This window comes from Dactylosporangium sp. NPDC000521, assembly GCF_042898305.1.
Taxonomy (GTDB): Bacteria; Actinomycetota; Actinomycetes; order Mycobacteriales; family Micromonosporaceae; genus Dactylosporangium.
The window spans coordinates 82,593-108,729 of record NZ_JBIAYW010000006.1; the positions used below are offsets into that span (position 1 = coordinate 82,593).

Consider the following 26,137-nt stretch of genomic DNA (forward strand, 5'->3'; position numbering starts at 1 on the left):
TGGATTACGAACGGCCGGCGAGGCTGCCGGCCCGCTCCTCGGCCGCCTCAGCGGCGCTGTTGCGCCGGTTGAGCACCACCGAGGACAGGAACGCGGCGAGGATGAAGCCGACACCGATCAGGCCGGTGACGACCTCGGGCACCTCGTACTTGATCCCGACCAGCAGGATCGCGGCGAGGGCGCCGATCGCCCAGTGCGCGCCGTGCTCGAGGAACACGTACTCGCTCAGGGTGCCCTTGCGGACCAGGAAGACCGTCAGCGACCGGATGTACATCGCACCGACGCCGAGGCCGGCGGCGATGACGAAGATGTTCTGGCTGATGGCGAACGCGCCGATGACACCGTCGAAGGAGAACGACGCGTCGAGGACCTCGAGGTAGAGGAACAGGAAGAAGGCGGCCTTGCCGGCCACCTGCACGACGGCGTTCGGGCCGCCGCTCTTGCCCTTGTCGATGTCGCCGGCGTCGCCGTGGATCCCCGCGGCGGCCTTCTCGTCCTCGTCCTCTTCGTCGTCGTCGCCCAGGCCACCGGCGTTCTCGAAGAGCTCACCGAGGCTGTTGACCAGGATGTACACCCCGATGCCGAGCACGCCGGAGACCATGACCGTGCCGACGTCCTTGGCGAGGGTCTCCGCCGCGATGACGAGGACGGCCAGGGAGATGACCACGGACAGCTGGTCGAGCTTGCCGATCTTGGCGAGCGGCTTCTCCAGCCAGGTCAGCCAGGTGTGCTCGCGGGTCTCGAAGATGAAGTCGAGGAAGAGCACGAGCAGGAACATGCCACCGAAGGCGGCGATGCTCGGGTGCGCCTCGTGCAGCAGCGCGGCGTAGGTGCCCGGCTCGTCGACCGACCCGCCCTCCAGGGCGAGCCGGACGACGTCGACCGGGTTGAGCTGGGCGGTGACGCCGACCAGCAGCAGCGGGAAGACCAGGCGCATGCCGAAGACGGCGATGAGCACACCCACGGTGAGGAACAGCCGCTGCCACCAGGCGTTCATCCGCCCGAGCACGGTCGCGTTGACCACGGCGTTGTCGAACGACACCGAGATCTCCAGCACGCACAGGATCGCGACGATCAGGAAGGCGGAGGGCCCACCGAGGAAGAAGGCGGCTATGAGTGTCGCCACGGTGACCGCCAGCGACCAGCCGAATGTCTTCAGGAACATCTGTCACACCGTTTCGGGCTCATCGGGGATGTTGCGGTGCGCCGACCTTACTATCCGACGTTGACGCCGAAGTCCTGGGCGATGCCCCGCAGCCCGGATGCGTATCCCTGACCGACGGCACGGAACTTCCATTCGTCGCCATTCCGGTACAATTCGCCGAACACCATCGCGGTCTCGGTGGAAGCGTCCTCGCTGAGATCGTACCGCGCGAGCTCGACGCCGTCGGCGCTGTTGAAAACGCGGATGAAGGCGTTGCGGACCTGGCCGAAGGACTGCGAGCGGGTGTCGGCGTCGTAGATGGACACCGGGAAGACGATCTTGTCGACATCGGCGGGCAGGCCGGCCAGGTTGACCTTGATCTGCTCGTCGTCGCCGCTGCCCTCACCGGTGAGGCTGTCGCCGGTGTGCTGGATGTGGCCGTCCGGGGTGGCGAGGTTGCCGTAGAAGACGAAGTGCTTGTCGGAGTAGACCTTGCCCTCGGCGTTCGTGGCGATCGCGGAGGCGTCGAGGTCGAACTCCGTGCCGGTCGTCGTGCGGACATCCCAACCGAGGCCGACGGTCACCGCCGTCAGACCGGCGGGACCCGCCTGCTTGGTCAGTGAGACGTTGCCACCTTTGGTCAGGCTGATGCCCATACCGATCTCCCAGTCATTCGATGTTGTCGACAGGTTTGCCTGCAGTTCCCCCGGCGTCAGGCGGCGCCGGGGGGCTGATCATGATGTTGCCCGCCCGACAGTATCGTCCGGCCGCCAGTGGGGGCCGGTTGTTCACCGTTCCTGCGGGCGCGTCCGCTTGAAGGGTTGGGGTAGGCTCCGGCTTGTTCGATCAATGTTCGACAGTAGCCGGAAGCGCGTTAGCTTTGAAGGCGGCTCCGGTGTCGTCGATCAGCCGGATGAATATATCCGACAGGCCGATCGGACACGGTTGACGACCACAACGAGAGCGCGAGGAGAGTTCCATGTCCGTGACCCTCACCAAGGGCGGCAATGTCTCGCTCACCAAGCAGGCGCCGAATCTCCGCGCGGTGATGATCGGCCTTGGGTGGGACGAGCGGGCCACGACCGGCGCCGAGTTCGACCTCGACGCCAGCGCCCTGATGCTCGGTGAGAACGGCAAGATCCTGTCCGACCAGCACTTCGTCTTCTTCAACAACCTGAAGAGCCCCGAAGGCTCGGTCGAGCACACGGGCGACAACCTCACCGGCGGTGGTGACGGCGACGACGAGAAGATCCTGGTGGACCTCGCCGCGGTGCCCGCCCAGTGCCACAAGATCGTGTTCCCGGTCTCCATCTACGAGGCCCCGCAGCGCGGCCAGTCCTTCGGCCAGGTCCGCAACGCCTTCATCCGGGTCGTCAACCAGGACGGTGGCGCCGAGCTGACCCGCTACGACCTGACCGAGGACGCCTCCTCCGAGACCGCGATGATCTTCGGCGAGCTGTACCGGCACGGCGGCGAGTGGAAGTTCCGGGCCGTCGGCCAGGGGTATGCCTCGGGTCTCGCCGGGATCGCTCGCGACTTCGGCGTCAACGTCGGCTGAACCGCACCAACGCAAGCTGATCGGCACCAACGAAAGTTGATCGGAGAGGGTTCCCGCGATGTCCGAACTCGATCTTGGTGGTGACGCCCCGCAGCAGGGCGCCCTGGTGCTGACTCCCCCCGCGCCCGTCGTGGTGGTGGAGCCGCAGCAGGCGGCCGGTGCCGTGCCCGTGCAGACGGAGAAGCAGCAGGAGCTGCGCCGCAGGGCCGCCGCCTTCGTCGAGGAGCTGGCGGCCATCGACACCAACTCGCCGGCCTTCCAGCAGAAGGTCGCGTCGATCACGTCGATGGGCGAGCAGGACATGCGCGCGGCGGCCGGGATGTCCAACCGCATGTTGGAGCGTCCCGCCGCCGCCCTCGGCCGCGGCCGCGGCGCCACCGGCGACGCCCAGACCAGGGTCGCGACCACCCTGGCGGACCTGCGGGTCACGATCACCGACCTGGACCCCAACCGGGCCGACCTGACCGGCGTGCAGAGGGTCCTGAAGTGGCTGCCCGGCGGCGACAAGATCGACCGGTACTTCGCCAAGTACAAGTCGGCCCAGTCGCACCTCAACGCGATCATCGTCGCGCTGGAGTCCGGTCAGAACGACCTTCGCAAGGACAACGCGGCCATCGAGACCGAAAAGGTCAACATGTGGACCACGATGGGGCGCCTCAGCGAGTACAACGAGCTCGCCGCGGCCCTCGACGAGGCCATCGCCGCCAAGGTCTCCGCGCTGGAGGCCGCCGGGCAGACCGAGGCGGCCGCGACGCTGCGCTCCGACGCGCTCTTCCCGGTCCGGCAGCGCCGGCAGGACATCATGACCCAGATGGCGGTCAACGTGCAGGGCTACATGGCCCTCGACCTGGTCCGGCGCAACAACCTGGAGCTCATCCGGGGCGTCGACCGGGCGCAGACGACCACCGTCGCCGCGCTGCGGATCGCGGTCATCGTGTCGCAGGCCCTGGCCCGGCAGAAGCTCGTGCTGGACCAGATCACCCAGCTCAACACGGTCACCTCCAACCTGATCGAGGCGACGTCCCAGCAGCTCAAGACGCAGGGCGCCGCGATCAACGAGCAGGCCTCGTCGGCCACGGTCGACATCAACAAGCTCCAGGCGGCGTTCGACAACGTCTTCGCCACCATGGACGCGGTCGACACGTTCCGCGCGCAGGCGGTCGAATCGATGGCGCAGACGGTCCACGCCCTGGAGGGCCAGATCGAGCGGGCCAGGCCGTACATGGAGCGCACCCTGCGCGGCCAGCAGACCGGCTGAGCCGACCGTGCGCTGGCTACGATGGTGGGGGGACGACGACGCCGCGCCGCCCCCTGCCACCGAACCCACCGCGGATTCCTCCGGGGACCCGGCCGGTGACACCGCCCAGATCCTCAAGCGGATCACCGACGCCGAGCACTTCGTCAACCAGCAGGCGTCCCGGTTGCCGGCGGCCGCCGTGGTGAAGTCGCGCTGGCTCACCGACACCCTCCGCGAGATCCTGGACACCTCGGCGACCCGGCCACTCGACATCCACGCGGTGCTGCTGGTCCGCAACACCGTCGAGGACTTCCTGCCGACCACCCTTCGCAGCTACCTGACCCTGGAGGCGTCGATGCGCGACCGGCCGGCCCCCGTCCCCGAGCTGCTCGCGCAGCTCGACCTGCTGCAGGAGGCCTCGTCCAACATCCTGGTCGCCGTGCGCGCCCAGGACCGCGACGCGCTCACCACTCAGGGCAACTTCCTGCGCACCAAGTTCTCCGGCTCGGACCTGGACCTGCCGTGAGCGGGCCGGAGCGCAGCGGAGGTGACGGCATGAGCGGGCCGGAGCGCAGCGGAGCGACCGCTCACCATGGGCACAGTGCCGGCTCAGGCCCGCGCAGGAGCGCAGCGGAGGTGACGGCATGAGCGTGAAAGAGATGAAGCGGGGGGCGAACGTCACCCTGACGCGGGAGATCCCCGACCTGCGCGGGGTCGTGCTCGGGGTCCAGTTCAGCGCCGGTCTGGAGCACGTCCTCGCGGACAACATCGTGGTGGCCGCGATCCTGTGCCGGGGCGACGGCGACGCCGTCTCCGAGCGGCACTTCGTGTACTTCAACCAGCTCTCCTCCCCCGACCTGTCGGTGCAGCAGCTGCGTGAGGTCGTCGGCGAGGACCACGACCAGATCGAGGTCGACCTCCTGGCCGCGCCGGCCGAGGTCACGCGGATCGTCATCGTCATGTACGTCAACGAGGGCACCGCGGTCCGCCGCACCCTCGGCCGGCTGAAGACCTGCGTCATCAGGGTCCTCAACCTCGACGGCAACGCGGAGCTGATCCGGTCGGAGAACCTCGCCCCCGCGCTGGACCTGGAGATGGGTCTGGCGCTCGGCGAGCTGTACCGGCACAGCGGCGGCTGGAAGTTCAAGGTCCTCGGCGACGGCTACGCCAACGGCGTCACCGCGCTCGCGGCCGACTACGGGATCCGGTTGTGAGCACGGACGATCTGTCCTGGATCCGCCACCGCGCCGTTCCCGCCCGGACCGGTGGCACCGACGACCTGTCCTGGATCCGTCACCGCCGGCTTCCCGCGACCACCACCGCCCCCGTCACGCCCACCGCCACTCCGCCGGCCGCCGCCTCCCTGGACCTGGCCGCGCCTGCCCCGCCGGTCAGCACGTCGCTGGACCTGTCCGGCCCCGCCGCGCCCCCGCCGGCGCCTGCCCGGGCCGGTGGCAGCACATCGCTGGACCTCTCCGGCCCCGCCGCGCCGCCGTCCAGCAGCACGTCGCTCGACCTGTCCGGGCCGGCCACGCCGCCCCCGCCGGCCGGGAACACCTCGCTCGACCTGTCCGGCCCGGCTGCCCCGCCGCCCCCGCCGTCCGGCAGCACCTCCCTCGACCTGCCCGGACCCACGCCGCCCCCGGCCGCGCACTCCGGCGGCACGTCCCTGGACCTGTCGGGGCCCACGCCGCCGCGGGCCGCACCGCACGGCGGGACGTCGCTCGACCTGTCCGGGCCACCTCGCGGTCCCGCGCCGCGGACGCCCGTGCCGGCCGCTCCCCCGCCCGCGACGGCGTTCACCCCGCCGAGGACGAACGCGTCGGCGCCGACGGTGCTGGGGCCGCGGCACCCCTCGGTCATGCTGAGCCGGCTGCAGTCCGGGATCGGCGCGCTGACCTTCGAGGCCGCGTGGTCGCCGGACGAGGGGTTCGCGCTGGGCTGCGCGTTCCAGCTGGACTCCGGCACGTCGTCGGTCCTCAGGCCCGGCGAGACCTTCGGCCCGCTCACCATGGACCGCCGGGCCGGGCACCAGCGGCTCCGCCTGGACCTGCTGCACGGCCGGCACCTGCGGCGGCTCATCATCTTCGGCGTCCCCACCGCGGACCCCGGCCCCTACTGGGCCGGCACCCTGCTGATCAGCACCCACGGCCATGCCCGCATCGAGGTGCCGGTCCAGCCCCCGCCGCCCGGGCCGACGGTCCTGCTGTCCCTCTACAACGTAGACGGCGAGATCGTCCTGCGTGCCGAGGCCCAGACGGTGCCGGGCCGCACCCGGGACGCCTGCCTCGCCTTCGGCTACGACCGCATCGCCTGGCGCGACGCCGACACCGCCATCCCACCGGCCGCCTGAGCACCGCCGCCGCCCGCGCCCCGGCGGGCCCGGTACGACGCCGCCTTGACCCTGTTGCCGCACTCCTCCATGCCGCACCAGGTGCGGTTGCCGGCCCTGGACCGGTCCACGAACAGCCTCGTGCACTCGTCGAGGGCGCACTCCCGCACGGTGACCGACCCGAGGGAGCCGAGCAGCTCGACCGCGGCGACCGCGACGGCGGCCCCGATCGACGCGCCCGCCGCCGGCCCGCCCGCCCGCCGGACCCCGCCCGCGGTGAGCGTCACCCTCGGCGGCGGTGCCGCGGCGGCCGCGTTCAGCGCGCGCAGGTCCCCCGGCGGCCACGGCTGCCCCGCCAGCCCCGCCACGACGAGCCGGTAGACCGTCTCCCGCAGCTCCAGCAGCCCGGCTAACTCCACAGTGGACAGTCGGGGCGCGGTGGACAGTACACCGGCCGCCACCGCCCATCGGGCCGCCTCGGCCGGGCCGGTGAGAAGCTCCTCCGGTGCGGCGGTGCGGCGCCACTTCAGCGTGCCGGCGAAGTCGAGCGCGAGGTCACCACTGACGAACACGAACGTCACGTCACCACCTTGACAGGTGACGCACCCCCGGCGCAAGGTTTGCGTCACCGGTCAAGCAGGTGACGCGAGAGGACGGACATGATCAGCGCCGAGGAGTACCTGTACTACACCGACCGCGCGCTGGACGGCATGGTCCGCATCGTCACCGAGCTCGGCGACGAGCGGGCGAACCGGCGGCCGCTGCCCGGGGCCAACTCGCCGTTCGCGCTGCTGACGCACTGCCTCGGCGTGGTCGAGTTCTGGGCCGGGACGCTCGTCGCGGGCCGCCCGTCGCAGCGCGACCGCGACGCCGAGTTCACCGCCGAGGGCCGCGTCGAGGACCTCCTCCGCAAGGTCGAGGCCGTCCGCGAACGCTTCGCCGCCGACGTGCGCGCCGCCGCGCCGGACGAGCCGATCCAGGGGACGCCACCCGCCGGGTTCCAGGGCCCGGACCGGGTCGGCACCCAGGGCGCCGCGCTCCAGCACGTCTTCGAGGAGCTCGCCCAGCACCACGGCCAGATGGAGATCCTGCGCGACTGCATCGCGCCCGCCCCCGCACCGCGGTGCGGCGACGAGACCGCGCGGCTGCGGGCCGGGCACGGCGTCAAGTGGGGCTCCACCGCGCCGGACACCATCGCCGCGTGGGTCGCCGACATGGACCTCGGTGTCGCTCCCGCGATCCGCGACGGCCTGCTGGACCTCGTGCACCGCGAGGACTTCGGCTACCCGTTCTGGCGGGGTGAGGACCCGGTCGTCGCCGCGTTCGAGGACTGGATGCGGCAGCGGCACGGCTGGAGCCCCCGCCCCGGCCGGACCCGGGTCTTCACCGACCTGCTCCAGATCCTGCAGGTGATGGTCGAGCACACGACCGCGCCCGGCGACGGGGTGGCGATCCACGTCCCGGCGTACCCACCGTTCCTCGCCAGCATCGAGCGGGCCGGGCGGCGGATCGTGCCGCTGCCGATGGTGGACGACGGCGCACGGTGGACGTTCGACACCGGGCGGCTCGCTGAGCGGCTCGCCGGCTGCAGGCTGCTGGTGCTCGTCAACCCGCACAACCCGACCGGCCGGGTCTTCGACCGGGCGGAGCTGGCGGCCGTCGCCGAGGTCGCGGAGCGCCTCGACCTCGTCGTGCTCGCCGACGAGATCCACGCCGACCTGACGTACGAGCCGCACCGCCACACCCCGTTCGCGTCGCTGAGCGAGGAGACCGCCGCACGCACGGTGACCGCGACGTCGGCGACGAAGGCGTTCAACCTGGCCGCGCTGCGGCTCGCCGTCGCGCACGTCGGCCCGCGGGCGGTGTGGCGGTCGCTCGACGCGCAACCGATCGACCTCTACGGTACGCCCAGCATCGCCGGGAGGGTCGCGACGGTCGCGGCGTGGCGGGAGTCGTACACCTGGCTGAACCGCACCAGGGAGCTGCTGCGGCGCAACCGTGACACCGTCGCCGCCCGCCTCCCGCACCGTGCGCCCGAGGCCACCTATCTGAGCTGGATCCCTTGGGGCGGCACGGATCCGGCCGGGCACCTGGAGCGGGCCGCGAAGGTCAGGCTGAGCTCGGGCGCGGACTTCTCCGCGGGCACGACCGTGGACACCGCCGGGTTCGTCCGGCTCAACTTCGCCACCGGACCGGGCGTGCTCGCCGAGATGCTGGACCGGCTCGAACAGGCGGCGGCGGAGTCTCCTAGACTGCTCGACCATGCGGGGGATCAGGCGGGGTCGATATGACAACCTGCGGCGCATCGAGGCCGGCGACCCGGAGACCGACTACCTGCTGATCCACCAGGTCACGCTCCGCGAGGAGTTCCCCTGGGACATGCGGATGGCGTTCAACCTGGCGTTCAACCGGTCGTTCGCCCTCCCCCGCGTCGCCGCGGAGCTCGTGCGGACCGGGCGGGTCCTGACCGAGCCGCGGCGGCGCGCCGACGCCACCGGCATCATCATGTTCGAGATCCTCATGCACGGCTTCGAGCACCCCCGCGGCCGGCTGGCGCTGCGGCTGCTCAACGAGGCGCACCGGCGCGTCCCCGCCGACAACGACGACAGCGTCTACGTCCTGGCCGCGCTGGTGGTCGTCCCGATGCGGTGGTTGCGCCGGTACGGCTGGCGCGCCCCCGCCGAGCAGGAGCGCGAGGCGGCCGCCCGGTACTACCGCGAGGTCGGCCTGCGGATGGGGCTGCGCGGCATCCCGGCCGGCTACGCGGCGTTCGAGGCGTGGTTCGACGCGTACGAGGCGGCCCACCTGCGGCACACCCCGGAGGCGGAGCGGATCGAGCGCGCCACCCGGGAACTGCTGCGCGGCCGCATCCCGAGGCCGTTGCGCGGTGCGGCCGACGCGCTGATCGCGAGCCTCTACGATCCGCCGTTGCGCCGTGCGTACGCGGTGCCGGACCCGCCGGCGTGGGCGCGGATCGGCCTGCACGCGGCGCTGCGGTCGCGGGCGCTGCTGCTGCGGCTGGCGGGCCCGCGCACGACGCCGCTCTTCGCGGACGGGATCGTCACGAAGTCCTACCCCGACGGCTACGACCTGGCGAGGCTGGGCCGGCCGCCGTCGTGACCGTCGTCGTCACCTTGGCCAGCGACGGGGTCCGGGGCGTGGAGCCGAAGCCGAAGCGGACCGGCGGGTCGACGTCGGTGAGGGGGCCGAGGTCCTCGCCGTCCCAGGTGGCGGTGGCGGCGACGATGCGGTGGAGGTCCTGGACGCCGTACCACTCGTGCCGGTCGTTGCCGGCGCTGCCGTGGGTGCGCACGCCCGGCTGGAGCAGGCGGGCGGGGCGGTCGATCACGGCGACCCAGCGGGGGTGCCGGGCGAGGGCCGGCGGGACGCAGCGCAGGAGCGTGCCGAGCCACCCGCGTCCGCCGGTCGCGAACCGGAGGCTGAGCGGGCCTGCGTCGGCGGCCCAGGTCGTACCGACGCGGACAACGAGGACGGGAACGACCCGGACGTCGTCGAAGCGGTAGGTCTCCGCGACGAACGCGGCGAGCTCCGCCGTGGCGGCCAGCAGGATCCGGTGACCGCCGGGGCGCTCCACCATGACGTCGCTGACCGGGCCGAACGGGGAGCGGGGCCAGTGCCCGAGGACGAGCCGGGTGCCGCCGCCGGTGCCGACGCCGGCGATCCAACCGTCGAACCGCATGGTGGTCATTTGTTCCAGTGTGCCGTCAGGCTTCGGCGTTTGTCGTCCAGGTCTCCGCGTGTGCCGTCAGGATTCGGTGTGCGCCGTCAGGATTCGGTGTGCGCCGTCAGGATTCGGTGTGGGCCGTCAGGGTTTTCGCGGGTGTCGTCAGGTCTGCGCGTGTGCCGCCGGGTTTCCGGTGCGCCGTCAGGAGCAGCACGGCGCCGGTGAGGCAGAGGGTCGCGGCGGCGGCGTAGGCGTAGCGGTAACCGAAGTGCTGTGCGAGGCCGAACAGGGGGCCGACGAGGATCGCGGCGACCGGGTAGGCATTGCCGGCGAGGGTCGCGGCGCGGCCGGGCTCGCCGGGCAGCATCTCCTGCACGTACGAGATGCCGAGGCCCTGCACGGCGGCGATGAAGCTGGCGTTGACCAGCTGGGCGGCGGCGACCTGCCAGGTGTGGGCGGACGCCGTGACGAGCGCGTAGTAGAGCACGCCGAGGGCGGCGCCGACGACGACCAGGCGGCGCAGCGGCCACCGGGTCGACAGCGCGCCGAACCCCAGCATCAGCGGGATCTCCAGCGCCGCGCACAGGCCGAGGACGAGACCGGCGTCGCGCACCGAGCCGTGCAGGTCGTGGCTGAGGAACAGCGACATCGCCTGGACGCCGAGCCCGCCGGCCGCCTGCAGCAGGGTGAGCGCGGCGACGACCTGCAGCACGCTGGACGGCGCGTGCTCCGGCGCCTCGCGTGGCGTTTTCGGCGCCGGAACGACGTCGCCGAGCACGAACACGGCGACGAGGACGGCGGCGGCGTACATCGTGGCCGCGCTCAGGTACAGGACGCGGAAGCCGCCGAGCTCGACGAGGAACGCGGCGGCGGGCGGGCCGGCGACCCACGCGATCGAGAACAGCATCCGCAGCGTGCTGATGGTCATCGCGGCGCGGGTGGAGCCGCGCTGCTCCAGGGCCTCCCGGGCGTAGGCGAACGCCTGCGGGAAGAGCGAGCCGCTGATCGCGGTCACCGTCACCGTCAGCGCGAGCAGCACCCAGTAGTCGCGGACGAACGCGGTGGCGGTGGCGCTGACCCCGCCGGCGGCGGCCGCGACGGCGAGGATCTGTCGGCGCACGGGCCGCCGGTCGGAGAGGCGGCCGATGAGCGTGGAGGACACGATCATCGACACCGGGCCGGCGACGAGGAACGCGGCGACGTGGACCGGGTCGGCCTCGACGGCGGTGCTGAGGAACAGCGACACGAACGGGCCGACGACCGCGGTGGACAGGCCCACGAACAGGAACATCACGCCGAGCGGCACCAGGACCCTGGGGAGTCCGGGGGCGTTGCTGACAGGGGCGTCCGCCGGTGCGCTCGTTACCACGAGCGTTGACCTTACCGCTAAAGAAGATGCCCGGGCGCGGGTTCGCTCGTGGTTTGGGTCACCCGCGGGCCTGTCAGCGGGCTTGTTCAGAGGGCGGGCGCCGCCGCGGCGAAGGGGACGGTGTCAACGCCGAGCGCGAGCGCGACCCCGCCGAGGGCGGCGGCGCGCAACGACAGGGCACTCTGGGCGACCTCGACCGACGCCGCGGCGGCCGTGAACGCGGTCTCGGCGAGCCCCCGCTGCAGCGGCTCGCGCAGGATGTCGGTGGCCGCGCCGAGCTCGTCGCCGAGCAGGACCCGCTGCGGGTTGATGAGGTTGACCAGGTTGCCCAGGGCATACCCGAGCTGGGTGCCGGCATCGGCGAGTAGCCTGCGGCAGCCGGGGTCGCCGGCCTGCGCGAGCGCGATGAGGCCGGCGAGGTCGGTCAGCTCGGGGTGCGACAGCCGGGCGTGGCTGAGCAGCGCCCGCCCGCCGACGGACAGCTCGACGCAGCCGCGGTTGCCGCACCGGCAGACCGGCCCCCGGGCGTCGAGGGTCACGTGGCCGAGCTCGCCGGCGGTCCCGGCGGCGCCCCGGTAGAGCCTGCCGTCCAGCACGATGCCGGCGCCGATGCCGGTGGCGAGCTTGACGTAGACCAGGTCGGCGCAGCCGCGGCCGGCGCCCCACACGTATTCGCCGAGCGCCGCGAGGTTGGCGTCGTTGTCCACCCGTACCGGCAGCGAAAGGCGATCGGTGAGCTCGTCGGCGGGCAGCACGTCCGCCCATCCCGGCAGCATGCCGGGGGACCCTATGCGCCAGTCGCGGGTGATCGGTGCCGGCACCCCGAGCCCGACGCCCACCACGTCGGCCCGGGTGGCGCCGATGCCGTCGAGGGCCGCGTCGACGAGCGTGGTGCCGAGGTCGAGCGCCTCGCGGGGCCGGTCGTCGATGTCGAAGTCGGTGCGGGACTGCCGCTCGGTGAGCACGGCGTGGCCGAGGTCGGCGAGCGCGACCCGGACGTGCCGGCGGCCGACGTCGACGCCGACCGCGATCCCGGCCCGGCGGGTCAGCCGCACCACGGAGGCCGGCCGGCCGCCGACGGGCTTGGCCGCGGCGCCCACCTGCTCGCTGACGAGGTCGGCGCCGCCGAGGTCGGCGAGGGCCGAGGAGACCGTCGGGCGGGACAGGCCGCTGAGGTGGACGAGCTCGGCGCGGGTGCGCGGCCCGTACAGGCGCAGCGTCTCGGCCACCCTCCGGCCGGCGCCGCCGGTGTCGGGGTGCCAGAGGGTGTGAGGGTCGATCCGCTGGGCCACCACGGCGGAATCCTCATAGGACGCGCGTGTTCTGTCAAGGACTTACTGAAACTATCGCCCCAAACCGGTATGCAGCGGCGGCATCTGTCAGCTCTTGACAGAACTGAATTCCGGCGTGACCCTCCGGCGAAATCTACACCGTCCACTGTGGATCCCGGAAAGCGGGTGGTGGATCTTTCCGGTATCTATCCGGACTTCCCGGTCATCCCGGTCGCCGGCCGGTCCCACGGACGCAAAAAATGTCGCACCCGGTGACTAACGTGCCGGGGGTCAACGTGACGCAGGGACATTCGGACCCCGATGAGGCAGGGATCGCATGACGTGGCTGACCGCCGGCGGCGGCTATCAGGTCACCCTCGAAGGCGGGCGCATAGCGTGCCGCAACGCCAAGGGCAAGCTGCTCAAATCCGTTCCGCCGGCGCTGAAGGACGACGCCGTGGTGTTCGGGCTCAAGCAGCTGCAGGAGTGGCTCGGCCGGCACGAGGCGCAGGTGCGCGAGCAGGTCGACCGGTGGATGGTCCGGTCACTGCCTGTGCCCGCCGAGGTGCTCGCGCGGGTCTGGGCCGACGAGGTGTGGCGGGCCGCGCTGACGGACCTCGTCGTCGCCGTCCTCGACGACGACGGCGCCTTCGACCCCGACGAGGTCGGCTTCCTGCGCGACGCGTCCGGCGGTGGCGCGGCAGGTGGCGACGGCACGATCGGCATCGTCAACCTCGACGGTGAGACGGTGCGCCTGCCCGCGAAGCGGGTCGCGATCCCCCACCCGGTGACCCTCGCCGACCTCGACGACCTGCGCGAGTTCGCCGCCGACCTGGGCGTGAAGCAGTCGGTCGACCAGCTGTTCCGCCAGACGTGGCAGCGCGGCCCCGACGTCGAGCCGACCGCGACCAGGGTCTCCGACTATGCCGGCGGCAAGTTCGCCGAGCTGCGGCACCTGACGGCGCGGTCCTCCTCGCTGGGCTATCCGGTGAAGGGCGGCTCCGCGATCTGCCGCGTCTTCGAGGGCGGCCGCACGGTGGAGGCCCGCAGCTGGGTCGGCTCCGACGACCCCTACTACGCGACCGAGACCGGCGACCTGGTGTTCGTCCGGGAGGACGGCACGTCGGTGCCGCTCGGTGAGGTCGGGCCGGTCGCCTGGTCCGAGGGCATGCGCATGGCCGCGGCACTGTATGCCGGCCGGGTCGTCGAGGAGACCAAGGAAGAGGAGCAGGCATGACCGACGAGGCTCTGCTGGATGCCGGCGCGGTGCTGCCCTCCGCGGCGGGCGCGGCGCAGGACACGATCGACACGCTGACCACCCGGGCCTACCGGCACCCCGTGCTCGGCGAGCGCACCGTGGTGCGCCTCGTCCCCGGCACCCTCGGCGCGGCCGAGGACCTGACCATGGAGTTCCTCGGGTTCGAGGCGCCCGAGTCCGTCGCCGAGGTCGGCGTCGTGCGCCAGCAGGCGCTCGGCTTCCCCGCGTGGGCGCTCGTCAACGACCCCGCCAACGGGCATCACGCCCTGGCCCTGGTGAAGGACATCGAGCGGCTCGTGCGGATCGCGAAGTCGCGGATCGGCCCGGCCCGCGACGGCTTCGTCGAGCTCGGCGACCGTCTCGCCCGCTCGGTGCCGCACTTCCTGCCGACGTTCTACGAGGAGGCCGCGCGGGCGTTCCTCGCCGCCGACAGCCCCACCTATGCGGCGTCGATGTTCGGCAAGGCCCGCGACGCCGAGCGGGCGTTCGCGCTGAAGATCGACGAGGACCGGCAGCACACGGTCTTCCTGGAGTTCGCGCTCGCCGGCGCGCTCACCGCGAAGGCCCTGTCGGCCTATGCCCGCGACCTCGCGGCGCGCGCCGACGCGGCGACGGCGTATGAGCGCTTCCGCCGCCTGTGCGTGGAGCGGACCCTCGGCGGCATGCCGCCCTACGCGTCGATGCACACCGACCTGCGCCGCCTCGCGAAGGCCGCGAAGCTCGGCCAGGACGAGGAGGAGGCGCTGCTGCGGATCCTCCTCACCGCCACGTCGATCGTCCGCGCGCCCGGCGGCTTCTGGACGGCGTACCGCGCGACGCTCGTCTCCATCGCCCGGCAGGATCCCGCGGTACGCGGCCAGCTGCTGACGATGTTCCCCGGCAACTGCCCCGACGAGACCTGGCTGGAGATCCTCGACGAGTCGGGCGCGACCGAGGCGCTCACCGGCCCCGCCGGCACCGCGCCGGCCGAGGCCGAGCCCGCCGACGGTCCGGCCGGCTGGCTGACCCGGCTCGACCGGCACCGCTCCGGCTGGCGCCGGAAGCGGCTGGTGGCCCAGGCCGCGCTCGTGACCCGGATGGCGGAGCGGCTCAAGGCCGATGGCGCCCCCGTCGACCTGCTCTCCTCGCACTACGTCGACCTCGACGTCGCCGACCTGTGCCTGGAGCTCGGGGTGCCCCTCGGCGAGGTCACCGCCAACGCCCGCTGCGCCGTCGAGCAGTGGCTCAAGGACGACACCGCGGGCCGCCGCGACCTCGCCCACGTCGCCGCGCACCCCGGCCTGCTGCCGAAGGTCGCGGCCAGCATCGAGGACCACCTGCGCCCGGGCTGGCACGGCAGCACCGTGCGGCCCGAGGAAGTCGCGGCGGTCGTGGCCGTGCCGGGGCTGCGCACCGCGCTGCACTGGTGGATGGACGGGCTCGCCGACAGCGTCGTCGAGCAGGGCCTGCCCGGCATCGACGACCAGCTCAAGCGGCTGTCGCTCGTCGCCTGCCCGGAAGGTCTCGCGGTCAACCCGGAGGCGGTGCGCCGCATCACCGAGCACGACCTCGGCCCGGTCCTCGCCGCCACGCTGCGCGCCGGGGTCTTCGACGAGTTCGGCTGGCCCGCCCTGGAGGCCGCCGTCGAGTCGCTGATCGGCGACAGCGCGATCGAGTCCGACGACGACACGTATGACGCGAAGGTGCGCCTGCTGCGCCAGTGGCCGCAGCTGGTGGTCCGCGCCGGTGACCAGGTCGCCGTCGTCGGCCCCGACGGCGTCGAGCTGGAGCACACCCTGCGCATCCCGGCCGACCAGCGGCACTACGACTGGAGCACGGTCCTGCGCTTCGTCGACGGCCAGCTGCTGGTCAGCTGGGACAAGGGCGAGGAGCGCGCCGGCTACTGGAGCGGCACCGCCGACGACGTGTTCACCACGCCCGACGAGGCGTTCAACACCAACACGTACCTGTCGCTCGCCCTGCCCGGTGGCGGCCGCACCGCCGGTGGCCGGCCGCTGCGGGTCGGTGACCGGTCCGCGCAGGAGCGATCCGCGGTCTGCGGCGACGGCCAGCACTACTGGACGCTCGCCCAGGCCGCCGACGAGAGCTGGCGCTGGCACGAGTACGACCCGGCCACCGGCGCCATCGGCCGGCCGTCGGTGCCCGCGTTCTTCGAGGCCGACGCCGTCGACGGCCAATCCCTGCAGCACGGGCGGTCCCACCTGATGCCGGCGCCGCCGCAGGCCGCGTCCAGCCCGCTCGGGCAGCGCGACGGCCTCGTCGGCTGGCGCGTGCGCACCACCGAGTCCGGCACGGAGGTCGGCACCGGCGTCGACGGCCGCACGTTCACGCTGCCCGAGAAGTTCGCGCGGGGCCACCGGCGGCACGGCCAGCAGGTCGGCGCGATCCGGTTCCCGGGCTCCGACACCGTCTACGGCATGGTCTACCAGGAGTTGTGGCGGGACAACAGGATCATCCTGTGCACCCAGGACGGCACGGAGATCGCCACCCTGAAGACCAACCTGAAGCAGGACCCGTTCCGGGAGGGCACCCGCATGATGCCCCCGCCGACCTACTGGCACTACCTGCGGGTCCGCGACGAGGCCGGCTCGGCGGCGCTGCGGGCCGTCACCGACGAGCAGGCGGCGCGGCTCCTCGCCGCCGTCGTCGACCTCGTCGGCCCCGACGCGAAGGTCGACGCCGACGCGGCGCGCAAGCTCGTCGGCGAGGCATTCCCCGAGGTGGGCGCGGCGCCGCTCGTCGCCGGGATCGCCGGGGTCGTCAAGCAGGCGGCCCGCTCCACGGCACGGCTCGTCGAGCTGACGACCGCCACCGCGGCGATCGCCGGGCAGGCGGTGCGGGACGACCCCGACGCGCACCTGCCCGACGACCGCACGCTCAACTCGGCGCTGCACGGCCTGATCCCGAACTGCTACGACTACAGCCACGTCGCGGCCAACCTGCTCGGCAACGTCGGCGCCGTGCTCGCCGGCCGGGAGCCGCAGCGGCCGATCGCACCGATCGCGCAGCAGGCCGACCTCGACTGGTTCTACGTCGTCGGGGCGCTGCCCGCCGTGCTGTACCGCGCCGTGTCGCCGATCATCTCCGCCGAGCGCCACACCCACCTGCTCGGCCTGCTCGACGTGATCGCCGCGTCGGGGCTGCTCGCACCCGGCGGGCGGCTGCGGCGGCTCTGGCTGACGGCCGACGACCGCGCCGCGATGCCGAAGGTCGGCGACGTCATCGACTCCGGCGACCGGCGACTGGTCGTGCTGCGCACCGACACCTCCGACGGCGAGGTCCAGGCGGTCGAGTACTCCCCCGGCGGCCGGTTCGGCGCGGTCGCCGGCCACGTCATCACCGCCGAGCACGTGCTCGACCCGGGCGGGTGGGACACCGGGCGGCTCACCGCGTTCGTCGAGACGGCCCGGGAGCGCGGCCGGCTGCCGTGGCGCCCCCAGCTCGTCCCGGCGGTGTCCGCGGCGGCCGGCATCACCCTCGCCGACGCGGCGGTCCTGCTCGCCGACCCGATCTCGGCCAAGGACTGGCAGGAGAACCAGCCGGCCGAGTGGGAGATCGACCCGGCGCTGACCGACGACGCGATGGAGGGCGCCGTCAGCGACCGCGACGCCCTCTCCCGCGCCGAGCGCCGCTCGCTCGCCATGGCGATGCTGCCCTCGGACCCGTCCCTGCTGTGGACCGCCGGGCCGTCGGTCGAGTCGATCGGCGCTTGGCACGTGGCGCGGCACGGCACCAGGACCCCGCTCGACGACGCGCTGATCGTCGAGGTGCGCAAGGCCCGGGTCACCTCCGGCATCCGCGCGTCGGCGTTCGTGCACGGGCTCGCCAACCCCGAGACGTGCCGCTGGCTGCAGGGCACCGTCGACGAGGTCAGCCTCGACGACCTGCTCAAGGCCGTCACCCGGAGCATCCCGTGGCTGGTGCGGCGGCTCCCCGCCGGGCACGCCCTGCGGGCCAACCTGCCCCGGGTGCTTGACCTCGTCAAGCAGCGCCTGGCCGACCCGGCGCTGGAGGTGCCGATCGGCACTGTCTACGAGGACGACCTGACCGAGTTCATCGCCAAGATCGGCCTGCCGGTCACCACCGACGGCACGGTCCGCGACGCCGGCCTGTACACGATCGTCCAGGACCGGCACTGGCCGCGGATCATGCTGCGGCCGGCCCGGCTCGCCGGCCCCGACGACCCGCGGCTGGCCGCGCTGCTCACCGGGCTCGGCAGCTCGCCGCGCTTCATCGTCGCGATGCGCGCGATCCTCACCGGGCAGCTCGACGCATGGGCCGCGGCGGCGTCCACCGGCACGGAAGGCGCCGACGTGGACCACGACCCGTCCCGCTCCGCGCCCGACCTGGTCGCCGAGGTCGCCGCGAAGCACGGGCTCGGCGCCGACGCGGCCGCGCTCTACCTGCAACTGCTCGCCCTGCCCGACCCGACCGACCGCAACGTCGCGGCCTGGACGGGCTGGAAGCCGGCCCGCCTGAAGACGGCCCGCGCCGAGCTCGCCGCGACCGACCTGGTCGTGGAGGCCAAGCGGGCGCGCGCCGGGCGGTCGCTGTTCCTGCCGGGCGGCTGGGTCGCGCTGTCCAGCCCGCACCTGCCGTTCGAGCTGTGGAAGCTGCCGCTCTTCATCCGCGACGGCGACGACGTCACCGGCCTGGGCGCCGTCATCCCGGTCGCTCCGGCACCGGACCTGTTCACCGTCGCCTGGTCCAGGGTCACCGGCGGCGACCACCCCCGCTTCGAAGAACTCACCACGAGAGGGCGTCGATGAGCACCACGTTGGAGACCGGGGCCCCCGCGGGCCCCGGTGCGGGTCCCGTCCGGCAGGTCGACCCGGCCGAGCACGCGCACGCGGGCGAGCTGGCGTTCCTGGCGGCGCACGACGACGGCGCCCGGCCGCCCGGCTGGCGGCTGACGCCGCGGGCCGTGGTCACGTTCATCGTCGGCAGCGACGGCAAAGAGCTCACGCTGCCCAAGGGCGCCCGCGGCGACGGGCTGCCCGCGAAGCTGGCGATCACCCGGAAGTTCGTCGGCGACCGGGCGCTCGTGGAGCGCTGCGTCGTCACCCTCGCCGGCGAGCGCGGGCTGCTGCTCGTCGGCGAGCCCGGCACGGCCAAGTCGATGCTGTCGGAGCTGCTGTCCGCGGCGGTCTGCGGCACCAGCGAGCTGGTCGTGCAGGGCACCGCGGGCACCACCGAGGACCAGCTCCGGTACGGGTGGAACTATGCGCTGCTCCTCGCCGGCGGCCCCACCCCCGAGGCGCTCGTGCCGTCGCCGGTCCTCACCGCGATGCGGGCCGGCGCCGTCGCCCGCGTCGAGGAGATCACCCGCTGCCTGCCCGAGGTCCAGGACGCGATGGTGTCGATCCTGTCGGACCGGCGGATCGCGGTGCCCGAGCTGTCCGGCACGGCGGGGGCCACCATCCACGCCGCGCCGGGCTTCACCCTCATCGCGACCGCGAACCTCCGCGATCGCGGCGTGTCGGAGATGTCCGCCGCGCTCAAGCGTCGCTTCAACTTCGAGACGGTCGGCCCGATCCCCGACCTGGCCGCGGAGACCGCGCTCGTCGGCCGCCAGGCGAGGGCCGCCCTCGACCGGGTGCGCACGCCGTTCGCCGTCGACGAGGCGGTCCTCGAGGCGCTGGTGACCGCGTTCCGCGACCTGCGGGCCGGGCGGTCGGTGGAGGGCTGGGAGGTCGAACGGCCCTCCACCGTCATGAGCACCGCCGAGGCGGTCGCCGTCGCCACCTCCCTGGGCCTCGCGGCCGCCTACTTCCCCGGCGACCGCGACGTCCTGTCCCTGCTCCCCGCCCACCTGCAGGGCGTCGTGTGCAAGGACGACCCGGCGGACGGCGCGAAGCTCCTCGGGTACTGGGACGGCGCCGTCCGCCGCCGTGCCGAGGAGGGGTCCCGGCTGTGGACCCAGCTCTGGGAGCTCCGCGATGTCCTCCAGTCCTGATCTTCTTCCGGACGACGCGGGCGGGCTTCCGGACGACGGCGGGCTTTCGGAGCGTGGGCTTTCGGGCGGTGGCGTTCCGGATGGGGCGTTGCGGGCGCTCGCCGAGTCGACGGCGCCGTACCTCATCGGGGTGCGGCACCACTCTCCGGCACTGTCCGCCGTGATGGACGACCTCCTGGACGCGGCCCGGCCGGAGGTGCTGCTGCTGGAGCTGCCGGCGGAGTTCGCGGACTGGCTGCCGTGGCTGGCCGACCCGGCCACCACGGCGCCGGTCGCCCTGGCCGGGGTCGCGGGCCCGAGCGGGTCGGCGGCGTTCTACCCGTTCGCGGACTTCTCGCCGGAGCTGGTCGCCGTGCGCTGGGCGGCCCGCAACGGCGTCGAGGTCGTCCCCTGCGACCTGCCCCTCGCCGACCGCGCCTGGCACGAGGACCTCCCGGGCGACGACCCTGCCCCCGAGGTCCCCGGTCTGGACGCGCCCGCCTCCGCCGGCCCATCTTCGGCCGGGTCTGCTCCAGCTGCACCGGCTCCGGACGGGGTTGCGTCCGACGGGGCTGCGTCCGACGGGGCTGCGTCCGACGGGGCTGCGTCCGACGGGGCTGCGTCCGACGGGGCTGCGTCCGACGGGGCTGCGTCCGACGGGGCGGCGTCCGACGGGGCGGCGTCCGACGGGGCGGCGTCCGACGGGGCGGCGTCCGACGGGGCGGCGTCCGACGGGGCTGCTCTGGCTGCGCCGGCTGCGGGCGGGACGGCCCCGGACGGTGCCGCTCCTGCCGGGACGGCTCCGGACAGGACGGCTCCGGACGGTGCCGCTCCGGACGGGACGGCTCCGGGCGGGGCGGCTCCGGGCGGGGCGGCTCCGGGCGGGGTCACCCCGGAGGGAGTCGCCCCAGGCGGGGCGGCTCCGGACGGTGTCGCTGCGGGCGGGGCGGCTGCGGGTGAGCGGCCGGCGGGCGTGGCTGTCGCGCCCGAGGGGATGCGGTTCCTCGGGGATGCCCTTCGGCGGGCCGCGACGGGGCGGCCTGACGAGGACATGTGGGACCGGGTCGTCGAGGCCCGGTCCCCCGGCGCGGCGCCCGAGGCGGTGCGGCGGGCCGCGCTGCTCGTCGGGTGGGCGATGCGGTACGACACCGGCGGCGACGTCACGCCGCTCGACCTGCGGCGGGAAGCGTGGATGCGCCGGCACCTCGCGGCGCTCGAGGGGCGGCGGGTCGCCGCGGTGGTCGGGTCGTTCCACGCGTGGGCGCTGCTCGACGTCGACAAGTCCGCCGACGACCCGGACCCCGGCAGGGCCGTCGACGGCTCGGGCACGTCTCGGGGGGTCGCCGGCGCGACCCCGCAGAGCGCTTCCGTGGACGCGTCCGGTGTCGATGCGGTCCCTCGCGCGCGGCGGGTGGGCAAGGGCCGGGAGGTCGTCACGTCGCTGGTGCCGTACGCGTTCTCGTTGCTGGACGCCAGATCCGGCTATCCGGCCGGGATCCGGGACCCTCGGTGGCAGCAGGCGGTCGTCGCGGCGGGCGGGCGGCCCGAGGAGGTGGAGCGGGCGGCGCTGAGTGCGATCGTCGACGTCTGCGCCAGGGTACGGGCGGCGGGGCACCCGAGCGGGCCGGCGGAGGCGCGGGAGGCGTTCCGGCTCGCGACCGATCTCGCGCGGCTGCGGGCACTGCCGGCGCCGGGCCGGGGCGAGATCGTCGAGGCGTTGCAGAGCGTCATCGCGCACGGGGAGGTGCTCGGGCGGGGGCGGGTCGTCGCGACGGCGATGGAGCAGGTGCTCGTCGGCGACGACCGGGGTGTGCTCGCGCCCGGGACGCCGCGGTCCGGGCTGCGGCCGGCGGTGGAGGCGCTCGTCAAGGAGCTCCGGCTGCCGGCCGCGGGTGAGAAGGCGCGGGACATGCGGCTCGACTCGCTGCGCTCCGACCTCGACCGGCGGCGGGAGGTGGCGCTGCGGCAGCTCGAGGTGTGCCGGGTGCCGTACGGGGAACGCGCCGCCGTCGAAGGGGCCGGCGGCGCCGACGCGCTGACGACCCGGTGGACGGTGCAGTGGGTGCCCGGGACCGAGGCGATGCTGGAGCTCGCCGGCATGCGGGGCGTCACCCTCGCGCAGGCGGCCGAGGGCACGCTGCGGCACCGGCGCCGCACCGAGCAGGACGACAACGGGCCCACGTCGGCGCAGCTGATCGACGGGCTGGCGGTCGCGGCCGGGTGCGGGCTGGTCGCGCTGACGCGGGAGCGGGTGGCGGAGGTCGCGGCGGAGGTTCCGGCCGCGGCGAGCCTGGACGAGCTGATGGCGGCGCTCGCGCTCGTCGACCGGCTCGACCGGGGGCACGTCCCGGGCATGCCCGCCGGCGTGCTCGACGGGCTCGGGCAGGTGATCGAGTCGCTGGAGTCCGCCGCAGTACGCCAGGTCGACGGCCTCACCGGCTCGGAGTCGGTCGACGACGTGCGGGCCCTCGTCGCGCTCGCCCAGCGGGCCGACGCCGCGGGGGTCGGGCTGCGGCTCGCCGGCGCGGTCGAGCGTCTCGCCGCTGACGGCAGCCCGGTCATGTCGGCCGCGGCGGGTGCGGTACAGGTGATGCTCGGCCTCGAGGAGCCGTCCGCGCTGGGGGTCCGGCTGGCCTCGTGGGTCGACGCCGCTCGTGCCGACGAAGGACGCCGCAGGCTGCTCGGCCATCTCCGCGGGCTGCTCACCGCCGCCGAGCCGCTGCTGCAGGCGGGTGAGGAGATCCTCGGCGGGCTGCTCGACCGGGTGGAGACCCTGCCCGACGACGACTTCCTGTCCCGGCTGCCGGCGTTGCGGGGCGGGTTCCAGGCGGTCAGCCCCGCCGGGCGGGACCGTCTCCTGGCCGTCGTCGAGCAGCGCCTCGGCGACGCGGGGACGGCCCGCGACATCGGCGCCGCGTCTGCCGAGGAACTGCTGGTGCGACTGCTCGCCGACCGAGCCGGAGCGGCGGCGCTCGCCGCGTACGGGCTGACGGTCCCCACCGCGGCACCGGCCACGGAGCCCACGGATTCCGGCAGCGCCGAAACGGGGCGGGCCGCGGAGAGCGGCGAGCCGGCGGAGCACAGCGGGCGGACGTTGTCCACAGTGGACCGATGGCGGTTGTTGCTGGGGCGGCGGTCGGAGGATCTCGGGCCCGGGGCCGCGCGGTACGCCACCGCGCTCGACGAGCTCTACGGTGCCGGTACCGGCGAAGGGGCGCGGGCCGATGCCGCCGGGCGGGCGGGGCGGGAGGCGCCGTTCCCCGGTGTGCGGGAGTGGGCGGAGGAGCTGACGGCGCTGTTCGGGCCGGGCATCCGCGAGGAGGTGCTCGCCCGTGCGGCGGAGTCCGGGCGGCGGGAGGCGGCGCTGCTGCTCGACCCCGACGCGGTGACGCCGTCGGTCGAGCTGCTGCAGACCGTGCTGTCGCTGGTCGGCGCGATGCCCGAGTCGTCGGTGGCGCGGCTGCGGCCGCTGGTCGCGCGGATCGTCGAGGAGCTCACCCGCCAGCTGGCGGCGCGGCTCCGCCCAGCGCTCGCGGGGATCACGACGCCGCGGCCGACCCGCCGGCCGGGCGGGCCGCTCGACCTGCCGCGGACCCTGCGGGCCAACCTGGCCACCACCCGCCGCGACGAGGACGGCCGGGTGCGGGTCATCCCGGAGCGGCCGGTGTTCCGCACCAAGGCGCGCCGCGGTGTCGACTGGCGGCTCGTCCTCGTCGTCGACGTGTCCGGGTCGATGGAGGCGTCGGTCATCTGGTCGGCGCTGACCGGGGCGATCCTCGCCGGGGTGCCGGCGTTGACGACGCACTTCGTGGCGTTCTCGACCGAGGTCGTCGACCTCACGGACCGGGTCACCGACCCGCTGGGGCTGCTGCTCGAGGTCAAGGTCGGCGGCGGCACACACATCGCGGCCGGGCTGCGGCACGCGCGGTCCCTGGTGACCGTGCCGTCGCGCACGCTGGTCGTGGTCGTCAGCGACTTCGAGGAGGGGTACCCGCTCGGCGGGCTGCTCGCGGAGACGCGTTCGCTGGTCGAGTCGGGGGCGACCGTGCTGGGCTGCGCGAGCCTCGACGACGCGGGCCGGCCCCGGTACTCGGTGTCGGTGGCGTCGCAGCTGGTCGCGTGCGGCATGCCGGTCGCCGCGTTGAGCCCCCTGGAGCTGGCCCGCTGGGTCGGGGAGAAGGTGCGCGCATGACCACGGCGAGCGGCGGGCTGCCGCCGGTGGCGGAAGCGGTGCTGGTGGCGGCGGTGGACGCGCTGCCTGGCAGGTTGCGCAAGAAGGTCGACGAGGCGGTGACGCGCTTCGCGGCGCTGCCGGTGACCGGGGCGGGCGGGACGTTCGTCGTCGCCGTCGACGATTCGACCGCCGTCACCCTGGTCACCGAGGGCGGGGTCGTCCGGTCGGTGGACGCTGCGACGTGCAGCTGCCTGCTCGCGCCCAACTGCCTCCACCGGGCGGCCGTGCTGGCGCTGGCGCCCGGCTACGTGGAAGGAGATCCGGCGCCGGCCGGTGCGGCGGTTCAGGAAGCTGTCGCGGAGCAGCCGGTCGCGGAACAGCCGGTCGCGGAACAGCCAGTCACCGCGCAGCTCGGCGCGGGGCAGCTCGGCGCGGAGCAGCCGGTCGCGGAGCAGCCGGTCGCGGAACAGCCAGTCACCGCGCAGCTCGGCGCGGGGCAGCTCGGCGCGGGGCAGCTCGGCGCGGGACAGCTCGGCGCGGGGCAGCCCGGCGCGGGACAGCTCGGCGCGGGACAGCCCGGCGCGGGACAGCCCGGCGCGGAACAGCTCGGCGCGGAGCAGGCGGTGGTCGTGCCGGAGGTGGAGGAGCCGGGTGAGGCGTTGACCGTGCAGCAGCGGGCGGCGGTCGAGCACCTGTGGCGGGCCGCCGTCGACGTGCTCGCCGCGGGGCTCACCGGGTCGGGGACCGTCGCGCGGACGGCGCTGCTGCGGGCGGCGCACGAGGGGCAGGCGTGCAAGGTGTACCGCCCGGCCGCCGCCGCACGGGTCGTCGCCGCGATGCTCCAGGCGGCGCGGACCGGCGACCCCGACTTCCGGCTCGGCGACCTGACGGCCGCGTTGCAGGAGCTCATCGGGGTCCTGCAACGCCTCCGGTCTGATGGCGCACCGTCGGGAGGGCTGCTCGGGGCGGCCCGCCGCGCGTACGACCTGCAGGGCAGCCTCAGGTTGCACGGGCTGTGCACGACGGCGGTGCTCGCCGACTCGGGGTATGCGGGGGTCGTGACGTACGTCGTGGACCGCGACGGCGGGATGTGGATGATCGCCGACCTGATGCCCGGCGACGCCAAACGGGCCGCGAAGGCGGGCAACGCGACCGTCGCGCTCGGGGAGACCGCGCTGAGCCACCGGGCGCTGACCCGGGCGGGTCTCGTGGTGTCGGGGGCGACGGCGTCGGCGACCCGGCAGCTGGGCGCGGGCAGGTCGGTGCGGGCGGTGACGGCGACCGGGCGCGGCTGGCACGAGGAGCCACTGGCGGGGCTGTGGGCGGTGCCGCTCGCCGAGCAGGTGCACCGAGCGTTCGCGGCGCTCGGGCAACCGGTGACGGACCGCCGGGCCGGCGACGACCTGGTGTTCCTGACGGTCCGCATCGAGGGCACCGACGGCGACGCCGTGCACGCCACGACCACGGCCGGCACCGGATCCACCGTCGGCACCACGCCCTCCGGCGGAGCCACGGCCACCGGCGGAGCCGCGAACTCCGGCGGCATCGCGTTGACGCTGCGGGTCGCGGACGACTCGCCGGCGCTCGGGTACCGGGACAACCTCCGGCTGCTCGGGCGCGCCGCCGGTCTCGAGCTGCTCGTGGTGGCACGGCCCGACCCGTCGCGGCCGGGGACGGTGCTGCCGCTCGCGGTCGCCCCCGTCGACGGCACCGTCGACGGCACCGGCTGGAACCTGCCCGCGGGCCAGGGCGGGCACGTGGACCTGGCGTTCGACCGGCTCCACAGCAGTCACCTTCCCCAGTCCTGCCCGCTGCTTCCAGAGGCGGGCGCGGCTCGTACACCTGCCGCTGACACCAACAGTGATCCTGTGCTGCGGTTGCTGGCGGCGCAGGTCGAGCGGACGGTGTCGGGCGGGCGGACCGTGCACACGTTCGCGGCCGGGCGGGGGCCGTCCGACGCGACCAGGCTGCGGCGGGCCAGGTTCGACGCGGGGGCGGCGCTGCTCGACCGGTTGACGGAGGCGGCGTGCACCCGGCCCCGGGACGCGTTCGGGCGGCTGTCGGGCGACGACGGCAGCGCGTTCGCCCAGGCGTGGCTGGCGACGGCGGTCTACACCGACGCCGCGACCCGCGCCGTCGCCGAGGCGACCTGGTTACCGGCCGGGACCGTGTAG

General features: G+C 74.1%; 18 protein-coding genes. 12 read left to right on the forward strand and 6 right to left on the reverse strand.

What is annotated here, in order from left to right; genetic code table 11:
* Positions 1-4: 4 nt before the first annotated feature.
* Together ACFY3L_RS21035 and ACFY3L_RS21040 are read right to left on the reverse strand one after the other, a co-directional pair.
* Positions 5-1,165: a DUF475 domain-containing protein gene (locus ACFY3L_RS21035; RefSeq protein ID WP_389326321.1), complete on the reverse strand. Its 1,161-nt coding sequence runs from the start codon at positions 1,163-1,165 to the stop codon at positions 5-7.
* 50 nt (positions 1,166-1,215) lie between these two features.
* Entirely contained in the window at positions 1,216-1,800 is a 585-nt protein-coding gene (locus tag ACFY3L_RS21040) for a TerD family protein (protein ID WP_389326324.1), read from the reverse strand.
* A 323-nt stretch (positions 1,801-2,123) separates the two neighbouring features.
* Here ACFY3L_RS21040 and ACFY3L_RS21045 point away from each other — a divergent pair, with 323 nt between their 5' ends.
* The 5 genes from ACFY3L_RS21045 to ACFY3L_RS21065 all read left to right on the forward strand — a co-directional run bounded on the left by ACFY3L_RS21045 (position 2,124) and on the right by ACFY3L_RS21065 (position 6,292).
* A complete protein-coding gene (locus tag ACFY3L_RS21045; RefSeq protein ID WP_344504625.1) occupies positions 2,124-2,702 on the forward strand; it encodes a TerD family protein in 579 nt (192 codons plus the stop codon).
* A gap of 58 nt (positions 2,703-2,760) precedes the next feature.
* On the forward strand, positions 2,761-3,960 hold the full coding sequence (locus tag ACFY3L_RS21050) for a toxic anion resistance protein (RefSeq protein ID WP_389326327.1): 1,200 nt from the start codon (positions 2,761-2,763) through the stop codon (positions 3,958-3,960).
* A gap of 7 nt (positions 3,961-3,967) precedes the next feature.
* Positions 3,968-4,465: a hypothetical protein gene (locus tag ACFY3L_RS21055; protein WP_389326330.1), complete on the forward strand. Its 498-nt coding sequence runs from the start codon at positions 3,968-3,970 to the stop codon at positions 4,463-4,465.
* A gap of 118 nt (positions 4,466-4,583) precedes the next feature.
* Complete coding sequence (locus tag ACFY3L_RS21060) at positions 4,584-5,153, forward strand: TerD family protein (RefSeq protein ID WP_389326333.1); 570 nt, start codon at positions 4,584-4,586, stop codon at positions 5,151-5,153.
* Positions 5,150-6,292 carry a hypothetical protein gene (locus ACFY3L_RS21065; protein WP_389326336.1) on the forward strand — a complete coding sequence of 381 codons (1,143 nt, stop codon included), beginning with the start codon at positions 5,150-5,152 and terminating at the stop codon, positions 6,290-6,292. The genes ACFY3L_RS21060 and ACFY3L_RS21065 overlap by 4 nt, the downstream gene beginning before the upstream one ends.
* Here ACFY3L_RS21065 and ACFY3L_RS21070 read toward each other — a convergent pair.
* On the reverse strand, positions 6,238-6,852 hold the full coding sequence (locus ACFY3L_RS21070; RefSeq protein WP_389326338.1) for a CGNR zinc finger domain-containing protein: 615 nt from the start codon (positions 6,850-6,852) through the stop codon (positions 6,238-6,240). The two genes, ACFY3L_RS21065 and ACFY3L_RS21070, sit on opposite strands and share 55 nt — an antisense overlap.
* Positions 6,853-6,930: 78 nt before the next feature.
* On the opposite strand from ACFY3L_RS21070, the gene ACFY3L_RS21075 reads away from it, so the two are divergent.
* A complete protein-coding gene (locus tag ACFY3L_RS21075) occupies positions 6,931-8,562 on the forward strand; it encodes an aminotransferase class I/II-fold pyridoxal phosphate-dependent enzyme (protein ID WP_389326341.1) in 1,632 nt (543 codons plus the stop codon).
* Complete coding sequence (locus tag ACFY3L_RS21080; protein ID WP_389326344.1) at positions 8,534-9,391, forward strand: oxygenase MpaB family protein; 858 nt, start codon at positions 8,534-8,536, stop codon at positions 9,389-9,391. The genes ACFY3L_RS21075 and ACFY3L_RS21080 overlap by 29 nt, the downstream gene beginning before the upstream one ends.
* On the opposite strand, the gene ACFY3L_RS21085 is transcribed toward ACFY3L_RS21080, so the two are convergent.
* The 3 genes from ACFY3L_RS21085 to ACFY3L_RS21095 all read right to left on the reverse strand — a co-directional run bounded on the left by ACFY3L_RS21085 (position 9,333) and on the right by ACFY3L_RS21095 (position 12,620).
* Complete coding sequence (locus tag ACFY3L_RS21085) at positions 9,333-9,980, reverse strand: hypothetical protein (protein WP_389326347.1); 648 nt, start codon at positions 9,978-9,980, stop codon at positions 9,333-9,335. The two genes, ACFY3L_RS21080 and ACFY3L_RS21085, sit on opposite strands and share 59 nt — an antisense overlap.
* A gap of 97 nt (positions 9,981-10,077) precedes the next feature.
* Entirely contained in the window at positions 10,078-11,325 is a 1,248-nt protein-coding gene (locus tag ACFY3L_RS21090; RefSeq protein WP_389326349.1) for a sugar efflux transporter, read from the reverse strand.
* A gap of 86 nt (positions 11,326-11,411) precedes the next feature.
* On the reverse strand, positions 11,412-12,620 hold the full coding sequence (locus ACFY3L_RS21095; RefSeq protein ID WP_344504613.1) for an ROK family protein: 1,209 nt from the start codon (positions 12,618-12,620) through the stop codon (positions 11,412-11,414).
* A gap of 313 nt (positions 12,621-12,933) precedes the next feature.
* Between ACFY3L_RS21095 and ACFY3L_RS21100 the strand changes: the two genes are divergently transcribed.
* From ACFY3L_RS21100 to ACFY3L_RS21120, 5 genes are all read left to right on the forward strand, one after another.
* Positions 12,934-13,833, forward strand: coding sequence for a DUF4132 domain-containing protein (locus ACFY3L_RS21100; RefSeq protein WP_389326352.1), 900 nt, complete (start codon positions 12,934-12,936; stop codon positions 13,831-13,833).
* Positions 13,830-18,623 carry a hypothetical protein gene (locus ACFY3L_RS21105; RefSeq protein WP_389326355.1) on the forward strand — a complete coding sequence of 1,598 codons (4,794 nt, stop codon included), beginning with the start codon at positions 13,830-13,832 and terminating at the stop codon, positions 18,621-18,623. The genes ACFY3L_RS21100 and ACFY3L_RS21105 overlap by 4 nt, the downstream gene beginning before the upstream one ends.
* Positions 18,620-19,810, forward strand: coding sequence for an AAA family ATPase (locus tag ACFY3L_RS21110; protein ID WP_389326358.1), 1,191 nt, complete (start codon positions 18,620-18,622; stop codon positions 19,808-19,810). The genes ACFY3L_RS21105 and ACFY3L_RS21110 overlap by 4 nt, the downstream gene beginning before the upstream one ends.
* An 88-nt stretch (positions 19,811-19,898) precedes the next feature.
* Positions 19,899-23,981, forward strand: a complete 4,083-nt coding sequence (locus ACFY3L_RS21115; RefSeq protein ID WP_389326361.1) for a DUF5682 family protein — start codon at positions 19,899-19,901, stop codon at positions 23,979-23,981.
* Entirely contained in the window at positions 23,978-26,137 is a 2,160-nt protein-coding gene (locus ACFY3L_RS21120) for a hypothetical protein (protein ID WP_389326364.1), read from the forward strand. The genes ACFY3L_RS21115 and ACFY3L_RS21120 overlap by 4 nt, the downstream gene beginning before the upstream one ends.

What these genes read in the sequence shown, in the direction of transcription:
- ACFY3L_RS21105 (WP_389326355.1), top strand. Translation starts at nt 13,830, where the DNA reads ATGACCGACGAGGCTCTGCTGGATGCCGGCGCGGTGCTGCCCTCCGCG.
- ACFY3L_RS21035 (WP_389326321.1), bottom strand. Translation starts at nt 1,165, where the DNA reads ATGTTCCTGAAGACATTCGGCTGGTCGCTGGCGGTCACCGTGGCGACA.
- ACFY3L_RS21050 (WP_389326327.1), top strand. Translation starts at nt 2,761, where the DNA reads ATGTCCGAACTCGATCTTGGTGGTGACGCCCCGCAGCAGGGCGCCCTG.
- ACFY3L_RS21085 (WP_389326347.1), bottom strand. Translation starts at nt 9,980, where the DNA reads ATGACCACCATGCGGTTCGACGGTTGGATCGCCGGCGTCGGCACCGGC.
- ACFY3L_RS21120 (WP_389326364.1), top strand. Translation starts at nt 23,978, where the DNA reads ATGACCACGGCGAGCGGCGGGCTGCCGCCGGTGGCGGAAGCGGTGCTG.
- ACFY3L_RS21075 (WP_389326341.1), top strand. Translation starts at nt 6,931, where the DNA reads ATGATCAGCGCCGAGGAGTACCTGTACTACACCGACCGCGCGCTGGAC.
- ACFY3L_RS21040 (WP_389326324.1), bottom strand. Translation starts at nt 1,800, where the DNA reads ATGGGCATCAGCCTGACCAAAGGTGGCAACGTCTCACTGACCAAGCAG.
- ACFY3L_RS21060 (WP_389326333.1), top strand. Translation starts at nt 4,584, where the DNA reads ATGAGCGTGAAAGAGATGAAGCGGGGGGCGAACGTCACCCTGACGCGG.
- ACFY3L_RS21080 (WP_389326344.1), top strand. Translation starts at nt 8,534, where the DNA reads ATGCGGGGGATCAGGCGGGGTCGATATGACAACCTGCGGCGCATCGAG.
- ACFY3L_RS21045 (WP_344504625.1), top strand. Translation starts at nt 2,124, where the DNA reads ATGTCCGTGACCCTCACCAAGGGCGGCAATGTCTCGCTCACCAAGCAG.
- ACFY3L_RS21110 (WP_389326358.1), top strand. Translation starts at nt 18,620, where the DNA reads ATGAGCACCACGTTGGAGACCGGGGCCCCCGCGGGCCCCGGTGCGGGT.
- ACFY3L_RS21100 (WP_389326352.1), top strand. Translation starts at nt 12,934, where the DNA reads ATGACGTGGCTGACCGCCGGCGGCGGCTATCAGGTCACCCTCGAAGGC.